The sequence below is a fragment of the Amycolatopsis sp. DG1A-15b genome (genome assembly GCF_030285645.1).
GTDB lineage: Bacteria > Actinomycetota > Actinomycetes > Mycobacteriales > Pseudonocardiaceae > Amycolatopsis.
The window spans coordinates 8,480,366-8,494,709 of record NZ_CP127296.1 but is presented as its reverse complement, the minus strand read 5'-3'; the positions used below and the strand labels follow the sequence as shown (position 1 = coordinate 8,494,709).

Here is a 14,344-nt window from a genome sequence, read left to right as displayed (position 1 = left end):
ATGGACCACGAAGACGACGTCCGCGCGATCCTGACCGGCGCGGCCGGCGGCCCGCAGCCGCAGATGCGCCTCGAAGCCGCCGACGTGATCGAGCGCGGCGGCCGGGTCCGGCGACGACGCAAGCGTTTCGCCGTCGCGGGCACTTCGACCGCGACGGCGGTCGTCCTCGCGGTGGCCGGTTTTCTGGCCGGCCACCGCGCCGGGCCGCCGGAGCCGGTGCAGCCCGCCGGCCCCGGCCTGTCCACGATCGGCACCACTTCTCCGGCTACTCCGTCGTTGTCGCCGACCGATGTCCCGGCGACGTCGATCCCGCCGCCGACGGCCGAGCCGGGCCAGACCCGGCCACGCAGCCCGCGGACGTCGACCCCGCAGGTGCCGTCCGCAGGCCCGCGGGCCACGTCCCGCCCGACGCCGATGACCTCCCCGTCCACCGCGGTTCCCGTCGAAACCCGGCCGGAAGCGCCGTCGGTGACTACGACGACGCGCTAGCCGGTGGCGCGGATCCGACCCGTGGTGCGCGGGTGCCCCGCCCGGTGATCCGGACGGGGCACCCGCATTTCCCGGCGTCCGCTCAGCGTTGAGCGGACGCGGAGGCCAGCTTTCCGGTGTTGTCTTCGGTGTCGATCTGGTCCATCGGCACCTGCGACGTCTCCGGGATCTTGATGATCGGAATGATGGCGATCAGCGCCGCCGCCATCAGGTAGTACGCCGGCCAGTCCTCGTTGCCGGTGCTCTTGATCAGCGCCGTCACGATGACCCCGGCGGTGCCGCCGAACAGCGACGTCGAGATGTTGTAGCCGATCGCGAACGAGCCGTAGCGCACCCGGGTGGGGAACATCGCCGGGAACGTCGAGCCGATCACCGCGAGGATCAAGACCAGCAGGATCGCCACGATGAGGAACCCGACGAACAGCCACAGGATGCTGCCGGACTGCATCAGCTTGAGGCTGGGCCAGCTCAGCACCAGGAACCCGATGGCCGCGGTGAGCAGCAGCGGCTTGCGGCCGATCCGGTCGGACAGCGCGCCGAGCGGGATGATGATCGCCATCTGGATGACCTCGACCGCGATGATGATCAGCGTCGCCGTGTTGTCGTTGATCTTCAGCGTGTCCGTGAAGTACGTCGGCATCGTGGTCAGCAGCAGGTAGTCCGCGACGTTCAGCAGCAGCACGATGCCGATCAGGTTGAGGATCATCCGCCAGTTCCGGACGAAGATCTCCTTCAGCGGCGCCTTCGTCGGTGCCTCGCCCGCGGCCTCCATCCGGCGGAACTCGGGGGTGTCCTCGAGCTTGTTCCGCAGGTAGAGCCCGATCAGGCCGAGCGGCAGCGCGACGAAGAACGGGATCCGCCAGCCCCAGGCATTGACCTGGTCGGACGACAGGGACAGCGTCACCGACAGCACGACCAGGTTGCCGAGCACGTAGCCGGCCAGCGTGCCGAGCTCGAGGAAGCTGCCGAAGAAGCCACGGCGCTTCGTCGGGGAGTACTCGGCGATGAACGTCGCCGCGCCGCCGTACTCGCCGCCGGTGGAGAAGCCCTGGATGATCCGCAGCAGCAGGATCGCGATCGGCGCGGCGATGCCCATGCTGTAGCTGCCGGCGTACGTCGGCAGGACGCCGACCAGGAACGTGCAGCCGGACATCAGCAGGATCGTGATGGCCAGGACGCGCTTGCGGCCGAGCTTGTCGCCGAGCGGGCCGAAGAACGCCCCGCCGAACGGCCGCACGATGAACCCGACCGCGAGCAGCGCCAGCGACTTCAGCACGGCGTTCCCCTCACCGGGGAAGAACTGCGTGCCGATGCTCACCGCGATCGCGCCCGAGGTGAAGACGCCGTAGTCGTACCACTCGGTGGCGTTGCCCATCGCCGACGCCCACACGGCGCGCTTGACGGTTCTCTCGTCCACTGACGGTTTGCCCGTCGTTGCTGCTGGTTCGCTCATGCCGGCGACGACTCCTCCCGTGCAGTGCCCACTGGGCCGTTCGAGCTCATCGGCCCAGTCTCGACCGGGTCCCCGGCGTCGGCAGCCTGAGCCGGAGAATGTCTACGGTGGGGAACTTTCCGGCTACTGAGAGATGTGGGTGCCGTGCCGACGTCCCGGGTCGCGCGCGGCGGCCGGCTACCCGCCGGTTAACGTCAGCGCATGAGTCGTGTTTCTCAACCCTGGCCGCCGGTGGCGGTGGAGCCCGCCGTCCCGCACCCCAAGGCGCCGGAGCCGGGCACCGAACTCGGTGTGCACTTCGCGGAGTGCTTCGGGTGCGGCGATGAGGCCGACGCCGGGCTGCACCTGCGCTCGACCGTCGGCGAGGGCCAGGTCGTGCACTCGCGGTTCACCGTCACCGCCGCCCACCAGGGCGCGCCCGGGCTCGCCCACGGCGGCCTGCTGGCCTGCGCGTTCGACGAGGCGCTCGGCTCGACGGTCGGCAACCTGATGCGCCGCCCGGCGGTGACCGGCAAGCTCGAGACGGACTTCCGGCGGCCCGTCCCGGTCGGGTCGACGCTGTTCATCGAGGCGCGGCTGGACGGCATCGCGGGCCGCAAGATCTACGTCAGCGCGGACGGCCGCCTCGACGCCGAGGACGGCCCGATCGCGGTCAGCGCGCGGGCGCTGTTCGTCGTCGTCGGCTTCGAGCACTTCAACACCCACGGCGACCCGCAGGCGCTGGAGAAGCTGGCCGCGCAGCACGAGAAGAACCAGCGTGCGCGCAGCGAACGCGACTGGGAGATCAACCCCTGATCAGGTGAGCGTCCGGGGCCGGATCGCGTTGGCCCGGTCCACCAGCTCGATGCGCTGCTCGAGCGTGCCCGCCAGCCGGGCCAGCGCCCGGTAGCACCGCTCGAGGCCGAACCGCAGCTCGCGTTCCTCGAGCCGGCACCCCAGGACCCGCGCGCCCGGCGTCGGTTTGCCCTGCTTGAGCCATTCGTGCGCGGCTTCGAGCACGCCGGCGGACAGGCGCGTCTGGCGTTCGACGTCCAGCCGGAGCCGCTCGAGCCGCGCGGACGCGTCGAGCAGGTCGTGCTCGGTGACCGGGGTCTCGCGGCCCTTGGCCTTGGTCGCCGTCGTCTTGATCTTGATCGCCGCGACCTGCGCGTCGACGTAGTGGGTCGAGGACGGCGGCACGGTCTCCAGCACCTCGACCGCGCTCGCCCGCGCGCCCTGCGCCAGGTACACGCGGGCGAGGCCGAAGGCGGCGCTGACGTAGGTGCGGTCGGTGCGCCAGACCAGCTCGTAGAACCGCGCGGCCGCGAAGTAGTCGCCGACGCCTTCGGCGCTGATGCCGAGCGCGAGCTTCGGGGCGACTTCACCCGGCAGGTCGTCGTACACCGCTTCGAACGCGACGTGCGCAACCCGCGAACGGCCACCCGCGAGTTCGATCAGGCCGCGGTACCAGTCGATCCGCCAGTCGTGCGGGAAGCCGTTCTTGATGGCCAGGTACTGCGCCGCCTGCAGCTGCCGCTGCGCCTCCGCGAACTCGCCCAGTTCGACCCGGGCGCGCACGATCCGCAGCCGCACCTCGATCGACTCCCGCGGCGCGCCGGCCAGCGCTTCGATCGCGGCCCGCGGGTCGAGCGCGGTCGTGGTGGCGAGCACGCCCGCCGCCGGGTCGTCCGTGTCCACCTGCGGGATCGGCAGCCCGGCGACGACCTCGGCCGCACCGGGCAGCGGCACGCTGGCGCCGGCTTCGGGCACCACCAGCTGCACGCCGAACGTGCGGCTCTCCGGGCCGAACACCGTGGACACGCCGGGCCGCGGCTTGCCGGTGCCGAGCGCCATGATCTCGCGCAGCACCCCGGTGAGCTGGTCGGCCATCTCCTCGGCGGAGAGGAACCGCCGGTCCGGGTCCGTGTGCGTCGCCCGCCGCAGGAACCGGTAGTACGAACCGAACAGCGTGAACAGCGGGACGACGTCCGGGCCGGGCAGGGTCGTCTTGTACTTGGTGGTGTAGCCGGTGAACTCGAAGCTCAGCACGGCGAGCGTGCGCCCGACGGTGAACAGGTCCGAAGCCACCGAGGCGCCCTGCGTCGGCAGTTCCGGCGCGCTGTAGCCGGTGGTGAAGAACAGCGGGCTCTCGTAGTCGTCGGTGCGGCGGACCGCGCCGAGGTCGATCAGCTTCAGCTGCTCGTTGGTCTGGATGACGTTGTCGGGCTTGAGGTCGCAGTAGAGCAGGCCCTGGCTGTGCAGGTAGCCCAGCGCGGGCAGGATCTCCAGCCCGTACGCGATGACCTGGCCGATCGGCAGCGGCTCCGGACGGCGGCTTTCCCGGTGGTGCGCCAGCGCGAGCTGCCGCAGCGACTGGCCACCGACGTACTCCATGACGATGTAGCCGGTGGTCGTGCCGCTGTGGGCGTCCGGGTGCTGCACGAAGTTGTGGATCTTGACGATGTTGGGGTGTTCGACCTCGGCGAGGAACCGCTGCTCGTTGGCCGCGGCCGCCATCGCCGTCGCGTCACCGGTGTCGATCAGTCCTTTGAGGACTACCCAACGGTCGCTGACGTTGTGGTCCTGCGCCAGGTAGATCCAGCCCAGGCCGCCGTAGGCGATCGCGCCGAGGACCTCGTACTGGCCGCCGACGAGCTCGTTCGGCTGCAGCTTCGGGACGAACGAGAACGGCGCGCCGCAGTTCTCGCACTTGCCTTCCGGCGAACCGGGTTGCCCGTCCTTGCCGCGGCCGACCTTCGCGTTGCAGCTGCCGCAGAACCGCTTTTCCTCCGACACCACCGGGTTCGTCAGCACCGCCGACGCGGGATCGCGCGCCGGCACCGGCGGGACCTCGACCAGCCCAGCCCCGAGCCGGCCGCGGCGCGACCGGGACGTCCGCGACGACGTCCGGCGCGAAGTGCCGGGGAACGAACCGGATACCGAGCCGGATCCGCTGCCGGTCCCCGTCCCGGTGCCGGTTCCCGTGTGCCGTCCTTCGCTGGTGCGCTCGGGCAGCACGCTTTCGGTGCCGGGGTCCGGCAACGGCGCCCCCGGTCCGGTTTCCGGCCGCGGCGCCGGCGGCATGATGCTCTGCGTCTCCGGCGCCGGCGCGGCGAGCACGCTCGTCGGCTGCGGCGCCTCCGGGTCCGGGCGGACGGCCTGCGTCGGCTCGACCGGCGGCGTGACGGGGTTCATGCTGCCCGGCGGGCGCGTCGGGTCTTCCGCGCCGGGGATCGGCCCGCGCGCGGGGGCCGGCTGGCCGCGCGGCGGCGTCGGCGGACGGCGCACGGGCGCGTGGAAGACGGTCTCTTCGCCGCCGGACGGCTCGCCGTCGTCGAGGCGGCCGGAGATCGACGGCTCCGGCGTCTCCCACCGCACCGGTGGCGGCGGCTGCCAGCTCGGCTGCGCCACCTGCTGCTGGTCGTCCGGCGCGGCGTGCCGAGGACGGCGCGGCTCCTCCGACACTGCTACCTCCCGGATCCCCTGCGACGTGCGGAGATCGATTCTAGTCGCGCTGCGTCCACTGGTACTGCGACGTTCACTGGTACTGCGCCGCCGGCGGCGAAGCCGGTCCGAGGCGGGCTTCCACCCAGCGGCGGTAGCTGTCCTGCCACACGCCGTTGCCGCGGATCTGGTCGAGCACCGCGTTGACGTAGCGGACCAGGTCCGGGCGGTCCTTCGGCACGCCGATGCCGTAGTTCTCCTGCGTCAGCGGCTCGCCGCGGACCTCGAGCGTCGAGTCCTGCGCGGCCATCCCGGCGAGGATCGTGTCGTCGGTCGACACCGCGTCGACCTGGCCCTGCTGGAGCATCACCAGGCAGTCCGACCAGTTGTCCACCGAGACCGGCACCGGCTTGGCCGCGTCCGTCGCGATTTTCGCCAGCGACGTCGACTTCTTGGTCGCGCACACCCGCTTGCCGCTCAGGTCCGACAGCTTCTGCGCCTTCGACTCCTTGGTGACCAGGATCTTCTGGCCGGCGACGTAGTACACGGAGGAGAACTCGACGTCCTTCTTGCGCGCGCAGGTGATGCTGTAGGTCCGGACCACGATGTCGACCTGGTGCTTCTTCAGGACTTCTTCGCGCTGCGACGACGGGATCGCGCGGAACTGGACGTGGCCGTCGGCCGATCCGAAGATCGCCTTGGCGACCGCGTTGACCATGTCGATGTCGAAGCCCTCGAGGTTGCCCGAGGTGGGGTTGCGGAACCCGAACAGGTAGGTGGTCTGGTCGACCCCGGCGATCAGCTTGCCGCGCTTCTTGATGTCGGACATCGTCGAGCTGTCGGGGACGGTCGTGCTGCTGCTGGCCGGCACCAGGCTGGCCAGCGGGTTGCAGCTGGTGTCGGAGCCGCCGCCGGCCGTCGCGTCCGGGCCGCCGACGTGCGCGGGCTGGGGCCAGGCCGCGTTGCTGACCGGCGCCGGGTCGACCGGCTTCCCGGGGCTGCCGCAGGACGCCGCCAGCAGCGCGACGACCGCCAGCACGCCCACCCGGACCGTGTTCCGCCGCCTGCTCACCGGTACTCCCTCAGTCGCTCCCGGATCCCCATGGTGACACTCCCCGCGGCGACGATCGCCAGCACGGCCAAGCCGGGTGCGAGGAGCGTCAGCGCGCGGTCGCCGTTGTGCGTGTCGTCGAGGAATTCCTGCCTGCCGACGTCGATCGCCGCCTGGAGGCTGTCGTCGAGCCGCCGGAACGCCGGCGCCGAGCCGCCTTTCGCGTCTTCCTGCACCGCGGAGTCGACGGCTTCCTGGTACGCCCCGGCGTCGTCCTGGTCGCGCACCTGCCGGTGGGCCTTCAGCCAGTCGCCTGCGGCCTTCGACGCGTCGTCGACCTTCGTGGCGCCGTCGCCGTCCTTGATCAGGCCGCGGGCTTCGCCGAGGAGACCGCCCTGGCCGTCTTGGCCGAGCAGCTGGACCGCCTTGGCGGCGAAGTCCTTCTCGTACGCGCCGCCGTCGCCACGGGCGACCAGCGTCAGCGTTTCGTCGGCACGGGCCTGCAGCGCGGCGATCCGCGCGCGGACGAGCACGTCCACGCGGTGCGAACCGTCGTCCTGGCCGCTGCCGACCAGGCTGCCCTGGACGATCAGCGCGACCGCGCCCCACAGCAGCGACACCACGACGGCGGCCGTCGCGACGACGAGCCCGACGTTGAGCAGCCGGTTGGTGCGCCGGGTCAGGTAGACCTGGGTGACGATCAGCGCGGCCAGCAGCGCCAGCACGAGGATCGTGGCGAGCCACGGGAACCCGGTGGCGCTGTCCTGCTCTTCGATGAGCCGCTCGGTGTCGACCCGGTAGAGGTCCTGAGCGGCGGGCAGGATCTTCGCCCGCATCAGCTCGGACGCCTCGCGCAGGTAGGACGCGCCGACCGGGTAGCCGAGGCGGTTGTTCGCCCGCGCCGTCTCGACGAGCCCGGTGTAGACGGGCAGCTGCTGGTTCAGCATGTCGACCGGGGTGGCCGCGTCGGCGACGTCCGCTGCGTCGGAAGCGGCCTTGGCGAGCGCGGCGCCGGCTTCGGCGATGTCCCGCTCGTAGCGCTGGCGGAGCTCGGGTGGCTCGGTGCCGATGGAGAGGAACGCGCTCGCGGCGGTCGCGTCCGCGTCCGAAAGCGAGCGGTAGACCTGCTGCGACGCGGCGGCAAGCGGCTCGCGGTGGTCGATGACGCCGGAGATCGTGTCGTCGCGGTCCTGCACCGACAGCGTCGCGACGAGCCCGGCGACGAGCGCCAGCAGCACCAGCCCGACGGCGATCACGGTGAGCCGGCCGGGGGTGGTCGCGGCCGACCGGACGATCGCGCGGACCCCCTGGCCCGGCAGGTCGAGCAGCCCCAGCAGGCCGCTGCGGCCCCCGGTGCGGTCGCGGCCGTCCGGTGGCGACGGTGGGGGTCCGGGCGCGGGCGCCGCAGGCCCCGGGGCCGTCGCAGTGCTGGTCATCCCCGAATTCCTCCCCCTGCCATCCGGGGCCTCGCCCCAGGCCGGGGGCGTGGCCACCCGGAGCCCCCGAAAAAGATCGCTGTGAGCCGTACCCGCAGAAGGTAGCCGAGTCGCCGCGCGCGCAGCCACCGGCACCGCCCGCCGTCATCAGCACGTGATCTGGGCTGATGTGTTCTGACGCACACCGGTGATCAGGTCCGGACTCCCGCCAGTGGCGTTCGCGCATGGCCGGCCTTCACCTGTCCGGGTGAACGCCTTCGAGGTGCTGCGGACGTCGAGCCGGACGACGCCGGCCACGGCGGTCGATCGCGGTGCACCGTCCACATCGGACCGTTGGGTCAGCGGGCTCAGCCGCGGATGGCCGGGGCGAGTGAATGCGGGAGCACGGCTTCGGGGTCCGGCGGCCGCCGGACCACCACCTCGACGTCGTCGGCGAAGCGGTACGGCTTCGCGCCGAGGATGCCGCCGAAGTGCCGTCGCAGCCGGGACATCTCGGCGCGGACGGTCACCGTCCGGCCGGCGTCGCCGAACAGGTCGGCCGACAGTTCGGACGCCGACCGGCCGTCGCGCCGGCTGGCCAGCACGTACAGCACCTCGGCGTGGCGCGGGCTGAGCCGGTGCGTCCAGGTCCCGGCGGCACTGGCCACGGTGAGCTCGGGCTCGCGCGGCGACCGGACGTCGAGCACGACGCGGGTGGGCGGGGCGGCGTCGTCCTCGGTCAGCCGGAGCAGCCAGCCGCCGGGCACCGGCTCGACCGAGCAGCCGCCGTACGCGGGCAGCCAGGCTCGCCCGGGCCCGAGGCCGGTGGGCAGCGCGACCCGGTCGACCGGTGCGAGCCCGGCGGCCGCGGCGACCCAGCCGTGTCCGTCGGCCACCATCGCCCGGCCGCCGACCTTCGCGAGGACCGGGACGGCGAAGCCGCGAAGCCGTTCGAGCTCGGTGAGGTGGGTGGTGCGCAGCTGGGCCTCGGCGAGCCGCGTCACGGCGTCGACCAGCGCCAGTGTCGTCGCGTGGACGGTCGAGGCGGGTCCGGAGAGGTCGACGACGCCGAGCAGCCTGCCGTCGCGCGGGTCGTGCAGCGGCGCGGCCGCACACGTCCAGGAGTGCTGGGCGCGGACGTAGTGCTCGGCGGAGTACACCTGGATCGGGCTGCGCGCGACGAGCGCGGTGCCGATCGCGTTGGTGCCGACGGACTCTTCCTGCCAATCGACGCCTTCGATGAAGCCGAGCCCGTCGGCGCGGCGGCGGACCGCGGCGCTGCCGTCACGCCAGAGGACGGCGCCGCCCGCGTCGGCGATCACCATGATGTGCGCGGCCTGCTCGGCGAGGCTGATCAGGCCACCGCGCAGGATCGGCAGCGCCTCGGCCAGCCCGCTCGCGCGGCGGCGCGCTTCCAGCTGTTCGAAGGTCAGCACGGGCGCGGCGGCGCGGCTGTCCGGGTCCAGGCCGAGGCGGCGCATCCGCTGCCAGGACGCGCCGATGACCGGCCGCAGCCGGCTGGGCAGGGCCCGGCCGTTGAGGGCCGCTTCGTGCACTTGCGCGAGGACACGCGCGTGCCGCCGGGGATCCGCCCCGGCCGGCAACGCCGCCTCGAGGTCTCGCTGCCCCAACCGCCGCTCCTTGCGCTGTGCCTCCTCGGAGTCTGCCTTTTCTGCCGGGTGATCGGTAGGTGGCGCACGTCGCGGTCGGGGCCGGGTTTGTCCCGCTTCAGTACGAGACGTAGACGTCGGTCTCCAGGTCGTCCAGGTCGTCCCGGGCGAATTTCGGCGCGATGGCCGAGTCCTCGACGAGCTGGGCGACTTCGGCGTCGATGGCGTCCAGGACCTGTTCGCGCAGCTCACCGCTGTCGGTGACGCGGGTGCGGAACCGTTCGAGACAGTCGGCGGGGAGCCGCGGGAAGCCGGCCTCGAGCAGCGTCGGACCACCGCCGTCGCGGGCGCGGCCGACCGCTTCGCCGGCCGCTTCGTGCACGGCGAAGAAGTCGGATCCGTCGATGACGACCCCTGGCACGCCGAGCCCGGCCACCCGATCGGCGTAACCGGGGTTCTCCGTGACGAAGATGGCGGGGAGGTGCCAGGCCGACGCGAGGGTCAGCGCCTCCAGCGTCGTTCCCGGGCCGTCCCCGAGGAAGGCCACGCCGACGCCGCCGGTGTCCTGCTGTTTCGCGGCGATCGCGGCGCCGCAGATCAGCAGCGGGACGCCGCCGAGCGTGTCCGTCGCGACCATCCGGTGCTGCCGGATCTCGGCCAGGACGGCCCGGACGTCGACACCCTTGGCGATGCGCTGCCCGTGACGGCGGTGGGTGCCGGCGATGGCGTCACGGCCGTCCAGGTGGAGACAGATCCCCGCGGCCAAGGCCTCCTCGCCGGCGTACCGGGTCCCGCACGCCGGTTCGCCGGTCGCGCGCACCCGCTCTTCGACGGCCCGGATGGTCCGCATCACGCGATACGCACCCCGGAGGGCGTCCGTCATCTTCGGCGCTCCTTCCCCAGTTCGGTTTCCGCGCGCAACAGCCCTTTCCGCGCCGCCTCCGCCATCGCCGCCCGGACGTCGACGACCCACGGCCCGTCCGGCTTGAGCTCGACGAACGCGCTCTCACCGGTCTTCAGCTCGAGTTCGCGCTCACCGTCGAGCGCGATGACTCCGCCCGCCGCAGCGAGCTCGACGCGCACGCCGGGTCGCAGCAGCCCCCAGCCGCGCACGCCGACCGGCCGCACGAGCCCGGGCGCGATCGGCGCGTGCACGACGTAAGGCGTCTCCCCGACCGGCCCGAGCTGCAGCGCGACGCCGTCCGGGCTCGACCGCGGGCTCGGGCAGAGCTGGCCAGGAACGCTCGAGAGGCCGATGCCGTCCGGCTCGGCGAAGGTGCAGTACAGCTCGGTGAGCGACGACGGGTCCCACAGCGCCCGCGCCCCGATGTGCCTGCTCAGCGACACGCAGACGTCGACGAGCGCGATCTCCCTGCGTGCTTTCGTGACGACTTCGAGCACGCTGACGCGGTGGGTGACGAGGTCGGGATCGATCTGCCCGGTGGCGATCAGCCCGGCGGCCAGACCCGCGACAGTCGCTTCTCGCATCTGCGGGAAGGCGTTGTTGGTCCCGGTGGAGAGGGCGATGAGGGGGACGTCCTCACAGGCCGCGGCAGCGACCCGGGCGGTCCCGTCCCCGCCGAGGACGACGATGACGCCGGCGCCGGCCTCGACCATGCGGCGCACCGCGTTCGTCGTGTCGGCGGCGGTACCGGTGAGGGGGTCGTCCTCGCAGAAGTCGACCTTCGGCCAGGAGCCACCCCGGCCGAGCGCGCGCAGGACCGCGGCGGAAATCCCGCCCAGGTCGGTCGAGACGAGGGCCCGGTCGAGCCCGGTGACGGCGAACGCAGCCAGCAGCCGCTGGACCATGTTCGCCTTCTCCGCGGTGGGGAACACCGACGCCTGCGCGACCAGCCGGCGGATGTCCCGCCCCGAAGCGGGGTTCGCGACGATCCCCGCCACCGTTTCGCCCACCTGACCTCCCGTTCTTTCACCCGAGAACAGGAGACTCCGCGAACGGGCGGAACGGAAGGGTTGCAGAGCGTTGCAGTACCGGTGTGGATGCGCAACGGAAGCGACGCAGATCACATCGCGCGTCTCACCCAGTGATCTCCAGTGGACTGTCCACCCTGGAGCAGCGGGCGGGGAAGAACCAACCGGGACAAGGGCCCGGCAGGCAGCGGACTACGGGACCAGGTCGGCGACGCCCTCGTAGGTGAAGCCGGCTTCTTCGACCGCGGCCCGGACGTCGTCCTCCGCCAGCGCGGCTTCGGCACGCACGACCACGCGGCCGGCAGCGACGTCGACGTCCACTTCGGCCACTCCGGGCAGCCCAGTGATTTCTTCGGTCACCGACTGGGCGCAGTGCCCGCAGCTCATCCCGGAAACGGTGTAACCATGCTCGATCATGGTGCGCAGCGTACGAAAAGGGCCGCCACCCTGAACGGGTGACGGCCCTTTCCCAAGATCAAAGTCAGATCACGGTGACCGACGTGGCCTGCGGGCCCTTCTGGCCCTGGCCGATCTCGAACTCGACGCGAGCGTTCTCTTCCAGGCTCTTGAAGCCGTTACCCTGGATCTCGCTGTAGTGAACGAAGACGTCGCCGCCACCGTTGTCGGGGGTGATGAAGCCGAACCCCTTCTCGGAGTTGAACCACTTCACAGTGCCCTGAGTCATAAAAAAATCTCCATGTGTAACACCAAAAAACAGGAAGCCACTTCGGCGACCCGGGTCATCACCCGGACGGTTTGCTTCCTCGGTGAGGAGACACTACGCCCGCTGAGTTCTGCGAGCGTGAGGCAACACGAACACAAAAATCGAGACCGTAAGTAGTAAAGCACACCTCGAGCAGGGCGGACAAGCCATCTTCACCCGGCAGGGGTGAGCTATTCGCCACTCGCCGGGCGCAGCCCCTCGGTGGTGAACGGCGAACGCCACGCCGTGTCGTGCTCACCGGCGACGACGGCGTCGTCGTGCGCCTCGGCGCTGGCGCTGAACAGCACCGGTACGACACCGGAGGACTTCCGCGCTGCTTCGGATGCGTGCTGGTGATCGGTCACGTCGAAACTCCCCTCGTTCCCTGCCCGCTCAGGCGCGGGTCATGACCGTGATGGTGCCATGGGGCACCGACAGAAACCGGTTGTCTCCCGCCGGGACCCGGCCGGGAAGGTTCAGCGGCGAACCACCACCGGAACACCGCCAGGTTACCCGAGCCAACGCCCTGCTACCACACGACATTCCCAGCTTTTCCAGAACGAAACCGTTACTGGGCGGGAGGTTGCGGACGCGCCTGCCCGAGCAGGGCCGAGATCCGCACGTCGGGGGTCACGACGTCGGGATCCGTGCGCACGTCGATGACGCACGGCCGCTGCCGCACCAGCGCGCTGGCGATGATGGGCTCGAGCTCTTCCCGATCGTCCACGGTGTACCCGGCCGCGCCGAGCCCACGCGCCCACGAAGCGAAATCGGTCAGCGGGATGGAGACCCCGGTGAGCCGGCCGTAGGTGCGGGCTTGGTGCATCGCGAGCGCGCCGTGGACGCCGTTCTGGAAGACGACCACCATCACCGGCGCCCGGTACCGGACGGCCGTTTCGATCTCCTGGCCGGTCATCAGCGTCCCGGCGTCCCCGACCATGGCCACGACGGTCCGCCGCGGCTCGGCCAGCTTCGCCGCCACAGCGGCCGGCACGGCGTAGCCCATGGCGGCGTTGCTCGGGCCGAGCTGGCTGCGGGGCGCCGTGAAGCACCAGTAGCGGTGCATGAACTGCGCGAAGTTGCCCGCGTCGCTGGTCACGATGGTGTCCTCGGGCGCCAGCTTCCGCAGCGCCCGGACAACGTCGACCGGGTGCACCCGGGTGTTCCCGCTGGTGTCGGGCGGGGTCATGAAGGTGTGGACGGCCGCGTTCGCCGCCGAAGCCCGCCGCGTCCGCGGCGACGCCACCTCCCGCAGCTCCCGCAGGAACGGCTCGACCTCGGAGTCGACGCGGAACGTCAGCCCCCGCCGCTTCGGGCTGACGTCGATGCCGGTGCCGACCATCACCAGCGTCTGCTGAGCGGTCGGGTAGCGGTAGGCCTGCGTCGTCACCTCGTCGAGCTGGGTGCCGAGGGCGAGCACCAGGTCCGCGCGTTCGAGCGCGTCCAGCTGCCGGGCGGGGATGCCCAGCCCCAGGTGACCGGCGTAACGGGCGTGGTTCTCCGGGAAGGCGTCCTGCCGCCGGAAGGCGTTGTAGACGGGCAGCGCGAGTTCGTCGGCGACGGCGATCAGCTCGTCCCGCGCCGACCGTGCCCGCCCGCCGACGATGACCACCGGGTACTTGGCCTCGTCCACCAGCTGCGCCACGGCGTCAGCCGAACGGCCCAGCGTCCCGGACGCCGGCGGCCGCACCCGCGCCATCGGCTTGGCCGCGTCGTAGGGCATGCCCCAGACGTCGCAGGGCACGCCGAGCACGACCGGCCCCGGCCGTCCTTCCTGCGACGTCGTCAGCGCGTGCGCGAGCAACGCCGGCAGCCCGTCCGGGTCGGTCACCCGCAGTGTCGACTTGGCGATCGACTCGAACATGGCCGTGAGGTCCGACGTCGGCAGCTCCCCCGACGACGACGGCACCGGCTCGGCCGCCGGCGTCTCCAGCAGCACGACCATCGGCGTCTCGTCCTGGTAGGCCGTTTGGACGCCGATGGCCAGGCTCGCCGCACTCGGCCCCCGGCTGGCGAGCAGCACGGCGGGACGTTCGGTGAGCTTCCCCTCGGCCTCCGCCATGAACGCCGCCCCTGCGTCGTGACGCGCCGAGACCAGCGTGATCTCCCGCTCCCGTTGCAGGGCGTCGAGCAGTTCCAGGAAGGACTCACCGACCACCGCGTACACGCGGCGGACACGCGCCTCGGTCAGGATCCGCACGGCCGTCTGGGCGACGGTCGCTCCCAGTTGGTATCTAATGAGGAGAGCTTAGGCGGGCACCGTTCAGT

Annotated in this window: 13 protein-coding genes; 2 read left to right on the top strand and 11 right to left on the bottom strand. The window is 71.7% G+C overall.

The features are described 5' to 3' along the window. Positions 1-489 carry a hypothetical protein gene (locus tag QRY02_RS39410; RefSeq protein ID WP_285987819.1) on the top strand — a complete coding sequence of 163 codons (489 nt, stop codon included), beginning with the start codon at positions 1-3 and terminating at the stop codon, positions 487-489. A gap of 82 nt (positions 490-571) precedes the next feature. Here QRY02_RS39410 and QRY02_RS39405 read toward each other — a convergent pair whose 3' ends face one another. Continuing rightward, positions 572-1,906 carry an MFS transporter gene (locus QRY02_RS39405; RefSeq protein ID WP_285994056.1) on the bottom strand — a complete coding sequence of 445 codons (1,335 nt, stop codon included), beginning with the start codon at positions 1,904-1,906 and terminating at the stop codon, positions 572-574. A gap of 237 nt (positions 1,907-2,143) precedes the next feature. Here QRY02_RS39405 and QRY02_RS39400 point away from each other — a divergent pair, with 237 nt between their 5' ends. After that, entirely contained in the window at positions 2,144-2,737 is a 594-nt protein-coding gene (locus QRY02_RS39400; RefSeq protein WP_285987818.1) for a PaaI family thioesterase, read from the top strand. Here the strand turns inward: QRY02_RS39400 and QRY02_RS39395 are convergent, their stop codons facing one another. The 10 genes from QRY02_RS39395 to QRY02_RS39350 all read right to left on the bottom strand — a co-directional run bounded on the left by QRY02_RS39395 (position 2,738) and on the right by QRY02_RS39350 (position 14,303). Continuing rightward, positions 2,738-5,386, bottom strand: a complete 2,649-nt coding sequence (locus QRY02_RS39395; protein ID WP_285987817.1) for a tetratricopeptide repeat protein — start codon at positions 5,384-5,386, stop codon at positions 2,738-2,740. A gap of 73 nt (positions 5,387-5,459) precedes the next feature. Next, positions 5,460-6,437, bottom strand: a complete 978-nt coding sequence (locus QRY02_RS39390; RefSeq protein ID WP_285987816.1) for a glutamate ABC transporter substrate-binding protein — start codon at positions 6,435-6,437, stop codon at positions 5,460-5,462. Next, on the bottom strand, positions 6,434-7,852 hold the full coding sequence (locus tag QRY02_RS39385) for a GlnX family signal transduction membrane protein (protein ID WP_285987815.1): 1,419 nt from the start codon (positions 7,850-7,852) through the stop codon (positions 6,434-6,436). Before QRY02_RS39385 ends, QRY02_RS39390 begins: the two co-directional genes overlap by 4 nt. Positions 7,853-8,199: 347 nt before the next feature. Next, on the bottom strand, positions 8,200-9,462 hold the full coding sequence (locus tag QRY02_RS39380) for a GAF domain-containing protein (protein WP_285987814.1): 1,263 nt from the start codon (positions 9,460-9,462) through the stop codon (positions 8,200-8,202). Between the two features lie 97 nt (positions 9,463-9,559). Further along, positions 9,560-10,324 carry a thiamine pyrophosphate-dependent enzyme gene (locus tag QRY02_RS39375; RefSeq protein WP_285987813.1) on the bottom strand — a complete coding sequence of 255 codons (765 nt, stop codon included), beginning with the start codon at positions 10,322-10,324 and terminating at the stop codon, positions 9,560-9,562. Next, on the bottom strand, positions 10,321-11,355 hold the full coding sequence (locus tag QRY02_RS39370; RefSeq protein WP_285987812.1) for an ATP-NAD kinase family protein: 1,035 nt from the start codon (positions 11,353-11,355) through the stop codon (positions 10,321-10,323). Before QRY02_RS39370 ends, QRY02_RS39375 begins: the two co-directional genes overlap by 4 nt. A 210-nt stretch (positions 11,356-11,565) precedes the next feature. Beyond that, positions 11,566-11,790 (bottom strand): heavy-metal-associated domain-containing protein, encoded by a 225-nt coding sequence (locus QRY02_RS39365; protein ID WP_285987811.1) that lies wholly within the window; start codon positions 11,788-11,790, stop codon positions 11,566-11,568. Positions 11,791-11,854: 64 nt separating this feature from the next. Beyond that, positions 11,855-12,058, bottom strand: coding sequence for a cold-shock protein (locus QRY02_RS39360; RefSeq protein ID WP_013222289.1), 204 nt, complete (start codon positions 12,056-12,058; stop codon positions 11,855-11,857). 209 nt (positions 12,059-12,267) lie between these two features. Beyond that, on the bottom strand, positions 12,268-12,441 hold the full coding sequence (locus QRY02_RS39355; protein WP_285987810.1) for a hypothetical protein: 174 nt from the start codon (positions 12,439-12,441) through the stop codon (positions 12,268-12,270). Positions 12,442-12,644: 203 nt separating this feature from the next. Next, positions 12,645-14,303, bottom strand: coding sequence for a thiamine pyrophosphate-binding protein (locus QRY02_RS39350; protein ID WP_285994055.1), 1,659 nt, complete (start codon positions 14,301-14,303; stop codon positions 12,645-12,647). Between the last annotated feature and the right edge of the window lie 41 nt (positions 14,304-14,344).